Source organism: Nonomuraea sp. NPDC049637 (genome assembly GCF_040675235.1).
Classification (GTDB): Bacteria; Actinomycetota; Actinomycetes; order Streptosporangiales; family Streptosporangiaceae; genus Nonomuraea.
In genome coordinates this window covers 42,864-55,634 of sequence record NZ_JBFAOM010000057.1, presented here as the reverse complement: position 1 = coordinate 55,634, position 12,771 = coordinate 42,864, and the positions used below count along the sequence as shown (strand labels likewise).

Annotated in this window: 14 protein-coding genes and 2 pseudogenes; 9 read left to right on the top strand and 7 right to left on the bottom strand. The window is 69.8% G+C overall.

The genetic code is table 11. The features are described from left to right. Nucleotides 1-24 precede the first annotated feature (24 nt). The 3 genes from AB0J71_RS43935 to AB0J71_RS43925 all read left to right on the top strand — a co-directional run bounded on the left by AB0J71_RS43935 (nt 25) and on the right by AB0J71_RS43925 (nt 2,778). Complete coding sequence (locus AB0J71_RS43935; RefSeq protein ID WP_364420140.1) at nt 25-1,002, top strand: aldo/keto reductase; 978 nt, start codon at nt 25-27, stop codon at nt 1,000-1,002. 165 nt (nt 1,003-1,167) lie between these two features. Beyond that, nucleotides 1,168-2,313, top strand: coding sequence for an aminotransferase class I/II-fold pyridoxal phosphate-dependent enzyme (locus AB0J71_RS43930; protein WP_364420132.1), 1,146 nt, complete (start codon nt 1,168-1,170; stop codon nt 2,311-2,313). A gap of 81 nt (nt 2,314-2,394) precedes the next feature. Beyond that, the gene (locus AB0J71_RS43925) at nt 2,395-2,778 is read left to right on the top strand and encodes a hypothetical protein (RefSeq protein WP_364420129.1); all 384 of its coding nucleotides are present in this window, start codon (nt 2,395-2,397) and stop codon (nt 2,776-2,778) included. Nucleotides 2,779-3,433: 655 nt separating this feature from the next. On the opposite strand, the gene AB0J71_RS43920 is transcribed toward AB0J71_RS43925, so the two are convergent. Further along, nucleotides 3,434-4,165, bottom strand: coding sequence for a WHG domain-containing protein (locus tag AB0J71_RS43920; RefSeq protein ID WP_364393333.1), 732 nt, complete (start codon nt 4,163-4,165; stop codon nt 3,434-3,436). Between the two features lie 167 nt (nt 4,166-4,332). Here AB0J71_RS43920 and AB0J71_RS43915 point away from each other — a divergent pair, with 167 nt between their 5' ends. The 4 genes from AB0J71_RS43915 to AB0J71_RS43900 all read left to right on the top strand — a co-directional run bounded on the left by AB0J71_RS43915 (nt 4,333) and on the right by AB0J71_RS43900 (nt 7,292). Then, nucleotides 4,333-5,076 carry a siderophore-interacting protein gene (locus AB0J71_RS43915; RefSeq protein ID WP_364420127.1) on the top strand — a complete coding sequence of 248 codons (744 nt, stop codon included), beginning with the start codon at nt 4,333-4,335 and terminating at the stop codon, nt 5,074-5,076. Nucleotides 5,077-5,095: 19 nt separating this feature from the next. After that, nucleotides 5,096-6,199, top strand: a complete 1,104-nt coding sequence (locus AB0J71_RS43910; protein ID WP_364420125.1) for an FAD-dependent monooxygenase — start codon at nt 5,096-5,098, stop codon at nt 6,197-6,199. Next, complete coding sequence (locus AB0J71_RS43905) at nt 6,199-6,636, top strand: DUF6640 family protein (protein WP_352325754.1); 438 nt, start codon at nt 6,199-6,201, stop codon at nt 6,634-6,636. Before AB0J71_RS43910 ends, AB0J71_RS43905 begins: the two co-directional genes overlap by 1 nt. A 74-nt stretch (nt 6,637-6,710) precedes the next feature. Beyond that, the gene (locus AB0J71_RS43900) at nt 6,711-7,292 is read left to right on the top strand and encodes a recombinase family protein (protein ID WP_364420138.1); all 582 of its coding nucleotides are present in this window, start codon (nt 6,711-6,713) and stop codon (nt 7,290-7,292) included. Between the two features lie 463 nt (nt 7,293-7,755). Here the strand turns inward: AB0J71_RS43900 and AB0J71_RS43895 are convergent. The 3 genes and pseudogenes from AB0J71_RS43895 to AB0J71_RS43885 all read right to left on the bottom strand — a co-directional run. Beyond that, nucleotides 7,756-7,875: pseudogene (locus AB0J71_RS43895) on the bottom strand (helix-turn-helix domain-containing protein); the annotation flags it as partial. 61 nt (nt 7,876-7,936) lie between these two features. Further along, nucleotides 7,937-8,299: pseudogene (locus tag AB0J71_RS43890) on the bottom strand (SDR family NAD(P)-dependent oxidoreductase); the annotation flags it as partial. A gap of 23 nt (nt 8,300-8,322) precedes the next feature. Then, nucleotides 8,323-8,976 (bottom strand): GntR family transcriptional regulator, encoded by a 654-nt coding sequence (locus AB0J71_RS43885; protein ID WP_352325753.1) that lies wholly within the window; start codon nt 8,974-8,976, stop codon nt 8,323-8,325. A gap of 56 nt (nt 8,977-9,032) precedes the next feature. Here AB0J71_RS43885 and AB0J71_RS43880 point away from each other — a divergent pair, with 56 nt between their 5' ends. Further along, a complete protein-coding gene (locus AB0J71_RS43880; RefSeq protein WP_364420123.1) occupies nt 9,033-10,220 on the top strand; it encodes an aminotransferase class V-fold PLP-dependent enzyme in 1,188 nt (395 codons plus the stop codon). A 229-nt stretch (nt 10,221-10,449) separates the two neighbouring features. On the opposite strand, the gene AB0J71_RS43875 is transcribed toward AB0J71_RS43880, so the two are convergent. Genes AB0J71_RS43875 through AB0J71_RS43865 form a run of 3 tightly spaced genes read right to left on the bottom strand, consistent with a single transcriptional unit; the run spans nt 10,450 to nt 11,574 of the window. Beyond that, entirely contained in the window at nt 10,450-10,584 is a 135-nt protein-coding gene (locus AB0J71_RS43875) for a hypothetical protein (protein WP_364393327.1), read from the bottom strand. 31 nt (nt 10,585-10,615) lie between these two features. Further along, a complete protein-coding gene (locus AB0J71_RS43870) occupies nt 10,616-10,936 on the bottom strand; it encodes a Tn3 family transposase (RefSeq protein ID WP_364420136.1) in 321 nt (106 codons plus the stop codon). Then, on the bottom strand, nt 10,888-11,574 hold the full coding sequence (locus AB0J71_RS43865; RefSeq protein ID WP_364420121.1) for a Tn3 family transposase: 687 nt from the start codon (nt 11,572-11,574) through the stop codon (nt 10,888-10,890). The genes AB0J71_RS43870 and AB0J71_RS43865 overlap by 49 nt, the downstream gene beginning before the upstream one ends. A gap of 25 nt (nt 11,575-11,599) precedes the next feature. Here AB0J71_RS43865 and AB0J71_RS43860 point away from each other — a divergent pair, with 25 nt between their 5' ends. Then, nucleotides 11,600-12,322 (top strand): hypothetical protein, encoded by a 723-nt coding sequence (locus tag AB0J71_RS43860; protein ID WP_364420119.1) that lies wholly within the window; start codon nt 11,600-11,602, stop codon nt 12,320-12,322. Nucleotides 12,323-12,771: the final 449 nt, after the last annotated feature.

Below are 12,771 nucleotides of genomic sequence, written 5' to 3'. Positions count from 1 at the left end.
CCCTGGCAAAGTGACGGAGGAACAATGCTCTTCACTCTTGGACCTGACGGCCCGGCGCTCTCCCGACTCGGCCTCGGCTGCATGAGCATGACCGGAACCTACGGCCCCGCCGACCCGCACGAGGCCTCAGCCACCCTGCTGGAGGCCCTCGATTCGGGCGTCACCATGTTCGACACCGGCGACTTCTACGGTGACGGAGCGAACGAGGAGCTTCTCGGCCAGACCCTCGCACCGCACCGCGACCGCGTCGTGCTGGCCACCAAGACCGGAGTCCGCCGCACCGCCGAGGGCCTGGTCCCAGCCGGCTCACCAGGCGATCTGCGGCGGGCCTGCGAAGCGTCATTGCGCCGGCTGCGCACCGATCACATCGACCTGTACTACCTCGCCCGCATCGACCCCGCCGTCCCCGTCGAGGAGTCCGTCGGTGCCCTGGCCGACCTGGTCGCCCAGGGCAAGGTGGGCCACATCGGCCTGTCCGAAGTCTCGGCCGACACCCTCCGCCGCGCCCATGCCATCCATCCGATCAGCGCCGTCCAGACCGAGTACTCACTGTGGGAACGCCATGTCGAACACGACATCCTGCCCACGATCCGCAGTCTCGGCGCCACCCTGATCGCCTACAGCCCTCTTGGCCGCGGCCTGCTCACCGGGGCCGTCCGCGCCACCACGCGCTACGAACCCGGCGACTTCCGCGCCACCGCCCCCCGCTACAACGGCGACGACCTCAAGGCCAACCTGACCATCGTCGACGCCATCACCCACCTCGCCGCCACCAAAAGCGCCACCCCCGCCCAGATCGCCCTCGCCTGGCTCCTCACCCGCGGCAACGACGTCATCCCCATCCCCGGCAGCTCCCGCCGCCCCCACCTGCGCGACAACCTGGCCGCCCTCGACCTGCACCTGACCGCCGCCGACCTCGCCGCCATCGACGTCGCCGTCCCCGACACCGGGGCCCAGGGTGCCCGATACAGCGACCACGGCATCGCCCTGATCGACCAGTGAAGAGAGAAGCACCGACGAACCCAGCCATGCACGATCACCGCTCAGAACGATGTCGCAGGCCTTGCGCTCACTGTCCTCGCGACGATCGCCACGTACGTCGACCGCGACGCCACCCACCCGCTGGCCGATCACATCTTCTATCGGCCCTAAGGGACAGGAGAAGCCATGTTTGACGACCTTGACCTTTCATCGTTGGCCCGTCGCCCCGGCGTGAAGTGGAGCCGGGCCGAGCCGGGTGTGCTGCCGGCCTGGATCGCGGAGATGGACTTCCCGCCGGCCCCCGCCGTGCAGGAGGCCCTCCTGCGGTGTGTGCAGGAGGACCTGGGATACCCCTCGTGGGACGGGCGCCCCGAGCAGATCCCCCTGCGGGCCGCCTTCGCCGAGCGTATGCGCGAACGCCACGGCTGGGTGCTCGACCCCGGCCACGTCCGGGAGTTCACCGATATCAACCAGGGGCTCCAGGCCGTCCTGCGCGTTGCCACGCGCCCCGGCGACGGCGTCGCCCTGCACACTCCGGCGTATCCGCCCTTCCTGGAAACGGTGACGGGCATGGAGCGGCGCCTGTACCCCGTCCCGTATCTCCTTCAGGACGAAGGCTGGGTCTTCGACGCCGAGCGGCTCGACCGGGAGCTGGCCGATGGCGGCTGCCGGGTGCTGCTGCTGGTGAACCCGCACAACCCGACCGGGCGCGTGCTGCGCCGCCAGGAGCTGGTGACGGTCGCCGAACTGGTCCGGCGCCACGACCTGCTGGTCATCTCCGACGAGATCCATGCCGACCTGGTGCACAGCCCGTACCGGCACATCCCCTTTGCCTCCCTGTCGTCCGAGGCGGCCGCCCGGACAGTGACTCTGACCTCCGCGACCAAGGCGTTCAACGTGCCGGGGGTGCGCTGCGCCGTCGCGCACATCGGCGCGGCCGACGTGCGAGCGGCCCTTTCGCACCCGACCCATCTGTACGGCGAGCCCAACACCTTCGGCGTAGCCGCCACCTTGGCAGCCTGGCAGGACGGTGACTCCTGGCTGTCACAGCTGCGGCCGGTCCTGGACCGGAACGCCGCGCTGGTGCATGAGGGGCTGCCGCGCGGCATCGGATACCGCGTCCCGGAGGCCGGCTTTCTCGCCTGGCTGGACTGCCGCGCCCTCGATCTCCCCACCGACCCGCACACATTCTTTCTGGACAAGGCCCGTGTCCTGCTGAATGACGGCCGGACCTTCGGTCCCGGCGGCGAGGGCTTCGTCAGGCTCAACTTCGGTACGTCACCGGACCTCCTGCGGGACATCCTGGGCCGTATGCGCGAGGCCGTGGGCTGACCGCGCCCTCCGGGCGAGCCGGCCGCGGACCCCCACGCGAGTCGTCATCGGTCTCGCGGGCGGGGCGATCCGCTGCCCGCCGTGCGCGAGCGCCGCTCCGTCACCGTGACCTGCCCCTCGCACCCGATGGTGGACTCTCTCTTCGAACAGCTGGGCGGAGCGCTCCCTGTCACGGACGAGGGCGTCTTCAACGTCTTCTCCGCACTGACCGGGACGCTCACCGCCTACCTCGCCGCGCTCACCTCGTGGGCCACCGGCCATGACTTGCCCCCGACGCCGCCGACCGGCATGTGCGCGATCATCCCCACCGGCAAACGCAAGGGCCAGAACCCATCCATCGCCAGGATCTACCGGGCGCTGGCCGAGCACGCCAAGCGGGAGGCGTACCCGGAAGCTGTCGAACAGGCCCGAGACGGCGCGCTTCACGGGGGACGCCGCGGTCCGGCGCCGCGCCCGGTCCGGTGACTCCTGCCGAAACGCCCCCGCCCTTTTCCCCTTGTAGCGGTTGGCGGAACCGCCGGCCAACACACAGCGCCCCAGCCCGCCTGAGGCGGACCGGGCGTTGTCGTGTGCGGAGTCAGGTGTGGGTGTGGTCCAGCCGCAGTGCACGTTGTTGAGCTTGACGCTCGTCCATGACGGCGAGTTACCCTCGACATCGAGGCACTGGCCGGGTGCTGAGATGCACACCGACCCGGCGTAGTACTTGTAGTCTCCGGCGTCGCTGGACTTCCTGCTGCCGTCGCCCCGGGAGATCACGACGCCCTTCCATCTGGTGTTGGCGTAGGGGCCGTCGCCGTAGGAAATGCAGGCCATCGTCCCGGCCCATCTGATGGGCCGCGTGGCCTTCACTTCCCGCATGCTCGCCATGTGCGCCGCGCCGTGCGGTGCCTTCCTCGGCAGCTGGCTGGCCACCTCGTATGACCTGCACACTCCGCTCTACGCCGTCGCCGGCCTCCTGCTCCCCATGACCGTCGTCACCGCGTCCATGACCACCAACCGCGGCGTCGAGACCGCACTGCGCAACGCCCGCCCCAAGCCGACCAGCACCCGCCGACGAGAGCACCCTGCGCACCACGTCCAGGTGACGGGCTCCTGGCGCGTTCCCGACGACCGGTCGGAGTTATGCCGCCGCGTCGTCGATGCCGAGGGTGACCGCCAGGTCGTGCAGGCACTCTTCGAAGACGGGCTCCATGTCGGTGTAGGCGAAGTCCAGTTGGTGCAGGACTTCCATGCACAGCAGGCCGTACAGCCTGATCCAGCACGACAGGAAGACGTGTGCGGCCTCGGGCGGCAGTAGCCCGTCGATGGCGGTGGAGTAGGCGGTCAACTGCTCGCGCAGGGAGGCGGGCAGGTCGGCCAGGTCGGGCACCGGGAACGGCCGTGTTCGCCACAGCTCGACCGTCAGGTCGAGCAGGACCTGCTCGAAACGCAGGGCGGCCTGGTGACGCACCGAGCCGGCACCGCGGTTCGGCGCGGCGATGGGGCTGGCGAAGATCCAGCCGAACTCGGCGGGATGGGCGACGGCCCAGGCGCGCATGGCCCGGCAGACGGCCAGCAGGCGGTCGCCGGACGGCGCGCCGGCGCGGGCGTCGCGGGCCTGCTCCATGACGGCGGCCAGCTCGCGGAAGAAGTCCGCGGTCACCGCGCCGACCAGCTCGTCGTGGCCGGCGTAATAGTGGTAGAGAGCCGGACCGCTCATGCCGACCTGCCGGGCGACCGCGTTGATGGTCACCGCGGCTGATCCCTGCTCGACCAGCAGCCTGCGCGCGGCCGCGTGAATCTCCTCCAGGGTGGCCTGGCGCAGCCGTTCCCGCCTGCTGGTGTCTGCGGACATCATCACCTCTCTTGTCATTCCGTTGACATCTTAGGGCATCTATGTTTCCTTAATGGCTCTAAATAATCTAGAGCCTGTAAGGAGCGATATGTGGTGGATCCTTCTCGCGGTGATGGTGCTGATCGCGGCCGTGTGGTGGCGGATGTCCAGATCCGCTCACGTCCGGCGACGCAAGGACTCCTGACATGGCCCGCCCGATACGCGACCGCTTGTCCGGCAAGTACGCCATGGAGGCGACCGTCACCGTCGCCGAGCAGGTCAACCCGGCCATGCGCCGGATCCGGCTGGAAACCGACCAGCCTGTCGCCTTCCCCTACACGCCTGGCCAGCACGTCAGAATCCAGCTGCGGGACCCGCTGTCGGTGTCGGGCATCCTGCGTCCGGCCGAGACGCTGCGTACATACACGATCTGGGACCTCGCCCCCGACAGGAAGGCGATCGAACTGCGCGTCCACCTGTACGCGGGCGACGGCATCGGACTGCAGTGGGCACAGGCCGCGCGGCCCGGGAACCGCGTGACCTTCTGGTGGCCGCAAGCCGACTTCTTCATCCGCGACGCCGGCTACCACGTGTTCATCGGCGAGGAGACCGCCGGCGCCGCCTTCTGGCCGATGATCAGAGCACTGGGAGCCCCGGCCCAGGTGTACGGCGTCCTGGAGAGCGAGACCCCCGAGCACGACCTAGCCATGCCCGGGACGCCGCCGCTGCGCCGCGTCCACCGCCACGGCGCCCCCGCCGTCGCCTCCCCGGTGCTGCTCGCCGCCGTGGCCGAGCTCGACCTGCCGGGCAACGCCGGAGCCGCCTACGTGGCCGGCGAGGCCAGAACCTGCCAGCTGGTGCGCGACTTCCTGATACGCGAACGCAACTGGCCCCGAGCCTCGATCAAGACCAAGCCGTTCTGGGCCCCGGGCAAGCGCGGCCTGCACTGACCCTCAAGGAGACCTGAACATGAAAGTGACCATCGTAGGAGGCGGCATCGGCGGGCTCGCCACGGCCGTCGCCTTCCAACGGCGCGGCTGGCAGGTGGAGGTCCTCGAACGCGCCGCCGAGTTCACCGAGGTGGGCGCGGGACTGACCATCCAGCCCAACGGCCTGCGCGCGCTGGACGCCATCGGCCTGGGCGACCGCCTGCGCGCGGGCGGCTCGGCCGACCCCCTCGCGGGGATCCGCAGCAGGCGCGGTGACTGGCTGATCCGCAACGACGTCGGCAGCCTCAAGCGCCGCTTCGGCCCGTGGGTGACCGTGCACCGAGCCGCCCTGGTCGACCTGCTGAGAGCAGCCGTGCCGCCGGAGGCTCTGCGGCCCGGCATCGACGTCCAGCACGTGCGGCCCGACGGCACGATCCGCCACGACGGCGGCGCCCGCACCGCCGATCTCGTGGTGGGCGCCGACGGCGTGCACAGCGTGACCCGGCGCTCCCTCTGGCCCGAGCTCCCCGGGCCGCGCTACGTCGGCTACACCACCTGGCGTCTCATCGCTCCGCCTCAGCCCGTCGAGGGAAGCGTGGAAACGTGGGGCAGGGGCGAACGGTTCGGGCAGGTGCCGATGCCCGACGGGCGCATCTACTGCTACGTGATGGCCAACGCCCCGGCCGGCTCCCACGTCGGCCTGAACGAGCTGCGCGAACGCTTCGCCCGCTGGCACCGGCCCATCCCCGAGCTCCTCGACTCCACGCACGAGGAGGCGGTGCTGCAACACGACACCCACGAACTGCCGGCGCTGCCGACGTACGTCTCCGGGAACGTCGCCGTCCTCGGCGACGCGGCCCACGCCATGACCCCCAACCTGGGGCAGGGCGCCTGCCAGGCGCTCGAGGACGCAGTCACGCTCGCGCACGCGGTGGACACCCTCGGCGTACGCGCAGGGCTGGCGGCCTACGACCGCATCCGGAGGCCGCGTACCCAGCTGATCGTCCGCCGTTCCCGCCAGGCCGGCGCCGCCGCGCACTGGACCTCCACCCCGATGACCACCCTGCGGGACGCGGTCCTCCCGCTCCTCCCGAACGTGCTCTTCGCCCGCTCGCTCACCCCCGCCTACACCTGGACGATCTGATGCCCCTCCCACGAATCCTGATCATCGCCGTCGCAGCGATCACGACGGTCGGCGCCGTACTCGCCGACCTGGCCATCCCCGGCCTCGCGGCACAGCACGCCTTCAACCCGGCCTGGCCGCCCCACGCCAAATTCCACGACGCCCAATACATGGTGATGACCGTGCTCCTCGGCCTCACCGGGCTGGCCCTCGCACTACGGCCGGCCCGGAACACGCTGCTGCACGCCGCCGCCGTCCTGTCCATCCCGTGGCTCGGCATGATCGGTGCGCTCCTGTTCCCCGGCACCGCCACCTACGACCCGGAGTTCGCCGACCGCACTGTCTTCGTCCTCGGTCTGCACGGGCAGGTCTTCATGGCGATCGTCCTGCTCGTGGCCTTGCTGGTCGCGACAGCGGCGACACTGCGCATGCCCGTGGTCTCCGCCGCCCGGCCATGAGGGCCGGCACAGCCCTGCCTGGTTAGGGGCTCCCAACAGATCCGGCGTCCCGACGATCAGCAAGCAATGGCTAGATCACCCGCTGGAGAGCCGCCCTGGCGGCGGCAGGATGTGAGCCGATCTCCTCCGAGAAGATCAGCACGCGTGTGAAGGTGCGGCCGGAGTTCGCCAAGGCCATGGAGTACGTCCGCACGATCAAGTCTGCCGTCCCGCACCAGCGGGTGATCTTCACGGTGCATGAGATGAAGCGCCTGGGGCGCGGCGCGGCCGAGTTGCTGACCATCGCCGAAGAGCTGCGCCGGGCTGATATCCAGCTGGAGTTGCTGACGGGCCCGTTGCAGGGGGTGTACGACCCGTCCAGGCACGGCGCGGCGTTGTTCGCGTTCTTCGCCGGCATGGCCGAATCCGAACGCGAGTACATCCGGGAGAAGTCTCTCGAGGGCCAGGCTTCAGCCCGCGAGCGCGGCCGCCATGGCGGCCGACCGAGGGTGTTCGACGACGACATGGTCGCTTATGCGCGCAGCCTGCGTGAGCGCGGGGTCCCGGTGCCGGAGATCGCGTCCAGGCTGGTCATCTCCACGGGCAAGAACAAGGGACGTCACCCGTCGTTGTCCAGTGTCTACCGGGTGCTGGCCAACGACGGGCCCGGCGCCTGACTGCGCGGCCTCGGGCCTCAGCTGCCTGGAGAGGCCGCTGTCTTCGGCCGAGGCGTCCCGGCTCGGCGCAGCACGGCCCAGTTGCCCAGCCGGCTTCGGCCTGGACCGCGCTCCAGGCGCTACCCGATGCGGTGATAGCGGTAGGCGTGTCCAGGAACAGCGGCCTGTCGGCGCCCAACTGGCTGGCCCAGATCAGCAGGCCGTCGGCGGTCAGCACCCGGGTGATCTCGGCCGGAACAGCAGCGCGTCGACCAGGGCCACGGTGCCCGAGCCGAGCTCCAGCAGGTCCCGGACGGCAGCGGACCGCCGCGCGGGCCAGGGTGTCGGTGAGGAAGTCCAGCCGGCCGGTGGCGTGCTCGGTGTCCCAGGCGGACGCCAACTGCTCGAACAGGCCGGCGACGAGGGAAGCCAGGTCGGGCGTCCACGCCGCCGGGTCGCCTGCGCTCTGGCGGGCCAGCCGGCGCAGCTCGGCGCCCGCGCCCAGGCGGTAGCCGCCGGCCCCCCTGGGCGTGGCGTGCACCGGGTAGCCGGGCGAGCGCAGGCGCTCGACGTCGTTGCGGATGGCCCTGGTCGAGACGCCGAGCGGCGGCTCGCATGAACGGGACGGCCGCCTGGCAGGCCAGGAAGGTCCCGACGACGTTGATCTCAAGGCAGCGCCGGAGCTGGGCCGCGCCGAGCTCGCCGACGTCGCCCCTGGCCTGGATCCCCGCACTGGTCACCAGAATGTCTAGGCGGCCGAATCGCTCGGCGACCTCACCCGCCGCCCGGTGGACGCCGGCTTCGTCGCTGACGTCGCAGGCCAACGCCGAGGCGGCCCGGCCTGTGCGGGATGTGATGCGTGCCCCGGCCCGCTCGCCGGCCTCCCGCCGCCGGCTGACGAGCGCGACCGTCGAGCCGGCCTCCGCGAGGGCGAGCGCGATGGCGTGCCCCAGGCCTGCGGAGCCGCCGGTGACGATGGCCACATGTCCGTCCAGGTCGGTGCGGCAGGCCGGTGTCTTCCCGGTCATGATCTCCCTTTCCGAGCCGCGATCTACCGGGTGGGCCGGTGCGGGTCCTGGCCGAGATAGGCGGCTCCGTTGACCCAGTTCTGGACGAGCCATCGCGCTCCCTCGGTGAGGTCTCCCTCCCGGATCGCGGCGAGGATACGGCGGTGTTCGTCGATGCTGCGCCGAGCCCGGTCGGGGCCGCCGAAATAGAGTACGTCGTAGCGCTTGAGCAGGGGCTTCGTCTGGGCGATGATCCGGATGAGGGGGGCGTTGGCGCAGGCCGAGAGCAACAGGTCGTGCCAGCGGTCGTCGAGCGCAGCCAACTCCTCCCCCTGCTCCAGAACGGCCTGCATCTCCTCGAGCTGCTCCTCCAGCCGGTCAACGAGTCCGAGCAGGTCCTGCGGCGCGGTCCACCGCAGGGCGAGGGCCTCCAACTCGCCTACCAGCGGATACAGCTTGCGGGCCTCGTCGATGTCCAGGGGCGGCACGCGGAAGCCACGCCGCGGCTGGGCGACCAGCAGGCCGCGGTCGGTGAGCTCCACGAGCGCCTCCCGCAGCGGCGTGCGGCTGACCCCCAGCTCGGCCGCCAGGTGGACCTCGTTGACGCGCCCCTCGGCGGGCAGGCGACCGTCCAGAATGCGTGCGGTGACCTGCTCCGATATGTCGCGCCGCAGCGGAGCCGTGTCGCTGTGGTTCATTCGCCCCCTCGTTTGCATACAATGCCTCACTACTGTATTCAGTTTACATGTTTTGCATGCAAGCTGTTGAACAGGCTCGGGCCGACACGCCCGGCTGTACCTACGTGACCCACCTGGACAACGCGGGCACCTCGCTGCCTCCCGCGATCGTGACCGACACGGTGATCGCCCACCTGCGCGCCGAGGCACTGCGCGGCGGCTACCGGGCGGCCGCTGATGCGGCGCCCCGGCTCGCCGCGGTCCGATCCTCCGTCGCTGCCCTGCTCAACGCAGCCGCCGAAGACATCGCACTGACCGACAACGCGACTCGAGCGTGGCAGGCGGTGTTCTACGCCTTGCCGTTCGGCCCCGGCGACCGCATCCTGACCTGCCGCGCCGAATACGCCAGCAATGTCATCGCCTTCCTCCAGGTGGCCGAGCGCACCGGGGCACGCGTCGAGGTGGTCGACGACGATGAAAGCGGCCAGATGGACGTGGAGGACTTGCGGCGCCGAATGGACGGGCGGGTACGCCTCATCGCGATCACCCACGTCCCCACTCAAGGCGGTCTCGTCAACCCCGCCGAGGAGGTGGGGCGGCTGGCCGAGGCGGCCGGCGTGCCGTTCCTGCTGGACGCCTGCCAGTCGGCCGGCCAGCTCGACCTGGACGTCGAGCGGCTGCACTGCGACGCCCTCAGCGCCCCGGGCCGCAAATACCTGCGGGGCCCCCGTGGCACGGGCTTCCTGTACGTACGGCCCCGGCTGCGCGAGCAGATCCGGCCGGCCGTACTGGATCTACACTCCGCCGCCTGGACCGGCCCAGACAGCTACGAGATCGACAAAACCGCGCGGATGTTCGAGACGTGGGAGCGCAACGTCGCCGCCACGCTCGGTCTGGGCGCCGCTGTCGATTACGCCCTGTCCCTGGGGCTGGGCAACATCGAGGAGCGGGTGCGCGACCTGGCGCGGCGGCTCCGGCAGGACCTGCGGCAGGTGCCCGGCGTACGGGTCCACGACCAAGGCGTACGGCAGTGCGGCATCGTCACCTTCACCGTCGCGGGGATGCCCTCGGCCGACGTTCACCGCAGGCTCGCCGAGTTGGACGTCAACACGTCGGTCTCGCTGCGAGAGTACGCTCGGTACGACATGGGCGCGCGGGGCCTGCCCGACCTGGTCCGCGCCTCGGTGCACTACTACAACACCGACGAAGAGCTGCGCCGGCTTGTCGAAACCGTCGACGGACTTCGACGCCTAGGGCACCAGTGATCTCACTCACGCATGGCGGCGCCCTGGGCCGGCACCCGCCCAGGGTTTCGCGCCGATGACAAAGTGGACAGCAAGCTTGTCATACCGGGTGGCCGTGGCGCGGTTGCGTCTGAGCTGGTTGATGCCACATTTCCACAGCGTGACGCTGACGGTAGAGGGCGGGGCGAGGCCTTCGCCGGCTTCGGATGCTTGCGGACCTTCTCCTTGTTCGCCACAGCCTGCGCCTTGTTCAGCAACTGGTCTCCATCAGCAGGTCGAGCAGCTCCAGCGTTTCATCGACGGACTTGGCCTCCAGCAGCCGGACGATGGCATACTCCGACTCGGCCGGTCGGCAGCACGTGGCCCGTCGTCGGGCACGGGCCAACTCACCCCTTCTCACCCCATCCGTGCCTCCCTTAACGGCACGACGCGATGGCTGCTCCGGGAGCCAGTCCCAGCTCACGCAGTTGCGCGGGCCGCAGCGGTCGCCATCCGCTGGTGTCGAGCTCGGCCAGTTCCGCCTCAACGTCGACGTTGATGACGCCGAAGAAGTTGATGTCGTCGCTGTGGCCGGGCGAGATGTGCGACAGGATCTCGTCCGGCACATCCCGGCCCTGGGAACGCAACTCCAGCACCGCCCTGGAGTAATATTCGGTCGTCCAGGCGGCCACCGCGTTGGTCAGCAGGGTCAAGCACCACGCCTGCTCGGTCTGCTGTTCCAGGTGCGGCCGGGTGATCGTGCCCTGCTGGGCGAGCAGGTCGCGGCACAGCGCGTGCAGGCTCTCCCTTGTTCAGCTGCCGCGATCTTCCGCCTGAAGGCCGGGTCCGACAGATATTCGGCCAGGTGGACGGTCCTTCTGAGCATGCCCCACTCCTTCAGCGCGGCGGCCAAGGCGTTCTGCCGGGATGCGGCCGACCACGTGCCGACGATCAGCGAGGCGGTGGCCTGCCCGTACTTCAGCGACCCGGCCATCCGCAGCAGGTCGGGCCAGCAGCCGGCAATGAGGTCCTCATTCCAGCGCGCCCCCAGCAGCGGCCCGGCAGGCGGGTAACGCTTGGCGATCTCGGTCGGAGTGGCGTCACGGACCAGGGTGACCCGGGTCAGATCCCGCAACCGCGGAGTGAGCGCCTTGCCGACCAGGTCGAACAAGACAAAGTTAATGAGCATGGCTTTGTGTGTCGGTAGGTCGGTCGCGTTGCCCAGAAAGTCGTCCAGGACATAGTGTGCCTTCCGCGCCGTCGGCACGATGATCGTTGTGCCGTACGTCGACCACTGATCCGAGACGTGGGTGTAGGTGGACAGCACCTGGCCGCCGTGAATGACCATGGTCCGGCAGCGGGAAGTGCAGGGCAGCGTCCACGGCACCCTGTTCATCGACAGCCCCCCAGCCTGTCCACTGATGCCCGACCGGCTCGCCCACGCCACCACCGGCCTGGACGACGCCGCCATCCGCGCGCCGTCGGAAGAACTCGTCGCGTTGATCGCCGCGCGAGAGCCGTACTTGCTGCGCCTCAAACAGAGCGCGAACGCAGACGGCGCCATCCGCTTCCACTGCCCGGCAGCAGGCACCTCCCCGGCGGTCACCTGCCCCCGCTTCGACCGCCTCCACCAGCACGGGCCCAGCCGGCCCACCGCGGTAGACCTGACCGATGCCCGACAACGAGCCGCCCACCCTGCGGCCAAACCGCGCGTCCTGCCCCCGGCACCCGACCACAAGACCGGCGAACTGCCGAAGATCTGCCACCAGCACACCATCACCGTCCGCAAGGACGACCTCGGCCACCTCGACAAATTCCGCCAGGACCTGGCCTACCTGAGTCCCGCCTGGATCGGGACCTACAAATCCGTCCGCGCCAACATCGAAGGCATCAACGGCCGGCTCAAGGGACATGGCCCCGACCTCGGCAATCCAAAGAACCGGCTCGCCCACGGCCGCGTCGCCCAGACCATCCTGATCGCCCTGCTCGTCACGGTCGCCAACGACGACTTTCTCGACCAGTGGCGCTATACCCACCAGCTCCAAAACGAGCCGATCACACCCGCCGACACCCCGCAGACTCCAGTCGAGCCCTTCGACGGCACGCCACCCACAGGCCAGAGCAGACCACCACCCGCCCCATAAGCCGCAAAACCCGCCACCCCACCGCAGCGCCCAGCCCACCGTCGGCTTCGCCATGCCCAACGGCCGGGTCTCTGTCCTCCACCAGCGGGCTGACACCCCCAGGCCTTCCCGGACACCTGCTCCGCGGTCCCCAAACCAGGACGAGCCCGATTCGGAAACCCCTGAAACGACAAGATCCCGCCTGATCGCGATGATCAGACGGGATCCCGTCAACTTCAGTCCAGCCGTTTCGAGAACGGCCTTGGGTGGAGATGAGGGGATTCGAACCCCTGACCCCTTCGATGCGAAGGAACACAGGCAAGTCTGATCATGTCGATCTGAGTCGATCGGGCGCCTCTCACCTTACAGAACGCTCCAGGGAAGACGCGGGGAGTCTGAGGGAGTCGCCAAGCGGTGGCTCCCCAAATCGGCTCCCGTGGCCCCTCCCCGAGTGAGAGGGGCATACTTTG

Excerpts from the sequence above, each read along its gene's own strand:
- AB0J71_RS43935 (WP_364420140.1), top strand. The coding sequence starts at position 25 with ATGCTCTTCACTCTTGGACCTGACGGCCCGGCGCTCTCCCGACTCGGC.
- AB0J71_RS43930 (WP_364420132.1), top strand. The coding sequence starts at position 1,168 with ATGTTTGACGACCTTGACCTTTCATCGTTGGCCCGTCGCCCCGGCGTG.
- AB0J71_RS43920 (WP_364393333.1), bottom strand. The coding sequence starts at position 4,165 with ATGACAAGAGAGGTGATGATGTCCGCAGACACCAGCAGGCGGGAACGG.
- AB0J71_RS43915 (WP_364420127.1), top strand. The coding sequence starts at position 4,333 with ATGGCCCGCCCGATACGCGACCGCTTGTCCGGCAAGTACGCCATGGAG.
- AB0J71_RS43910 (WP_364420125.1), top strand. The coding sequence starts at position 5,096 with ATGAAAGTGACCATCGTAGGAGGCGGCATCGGCGGGCTCGCCACGGCC.
- AB0J71_RS43905 (WP_352325754.1), top strand. The coding sequence starts at position 6,199 with ATGCCCCTCCCACGAATCCTGATCATCGCCGTCGCAGCGATCACGACG.
- AB0J71_RS43885 (WP_352325753.1), bottom strand. The coding sequence starts at position 8,976 with ATGAACCACAGCGACACGGCTCCGCTGCGGCGCGACATATCGGAGCAG.
- AB0J71_RS43880 (WP_364420123.1), top strand. The coding sequence starts at position 9,033 with ATGCAAGCTGTTGAACAGGCTCGGGCCGACACGCCCGGCTGTACCTAC.
- AB0J71_RS43865 (WP_364420121.1), bottom strand. The coding sequence starts at position 11,574 with ATGAACAGGGTGCCGTGGACGCTGCCCTGCACTTCCCGCTGCCGGACC.
- AB0J71_RS43860 (WP_364420119.1), top strand. The coding sequence starts at position 11,600 with ATGCCCGACCGGCTCGCCCACGCCACCACCGGCCTGGACGACGCCGCC.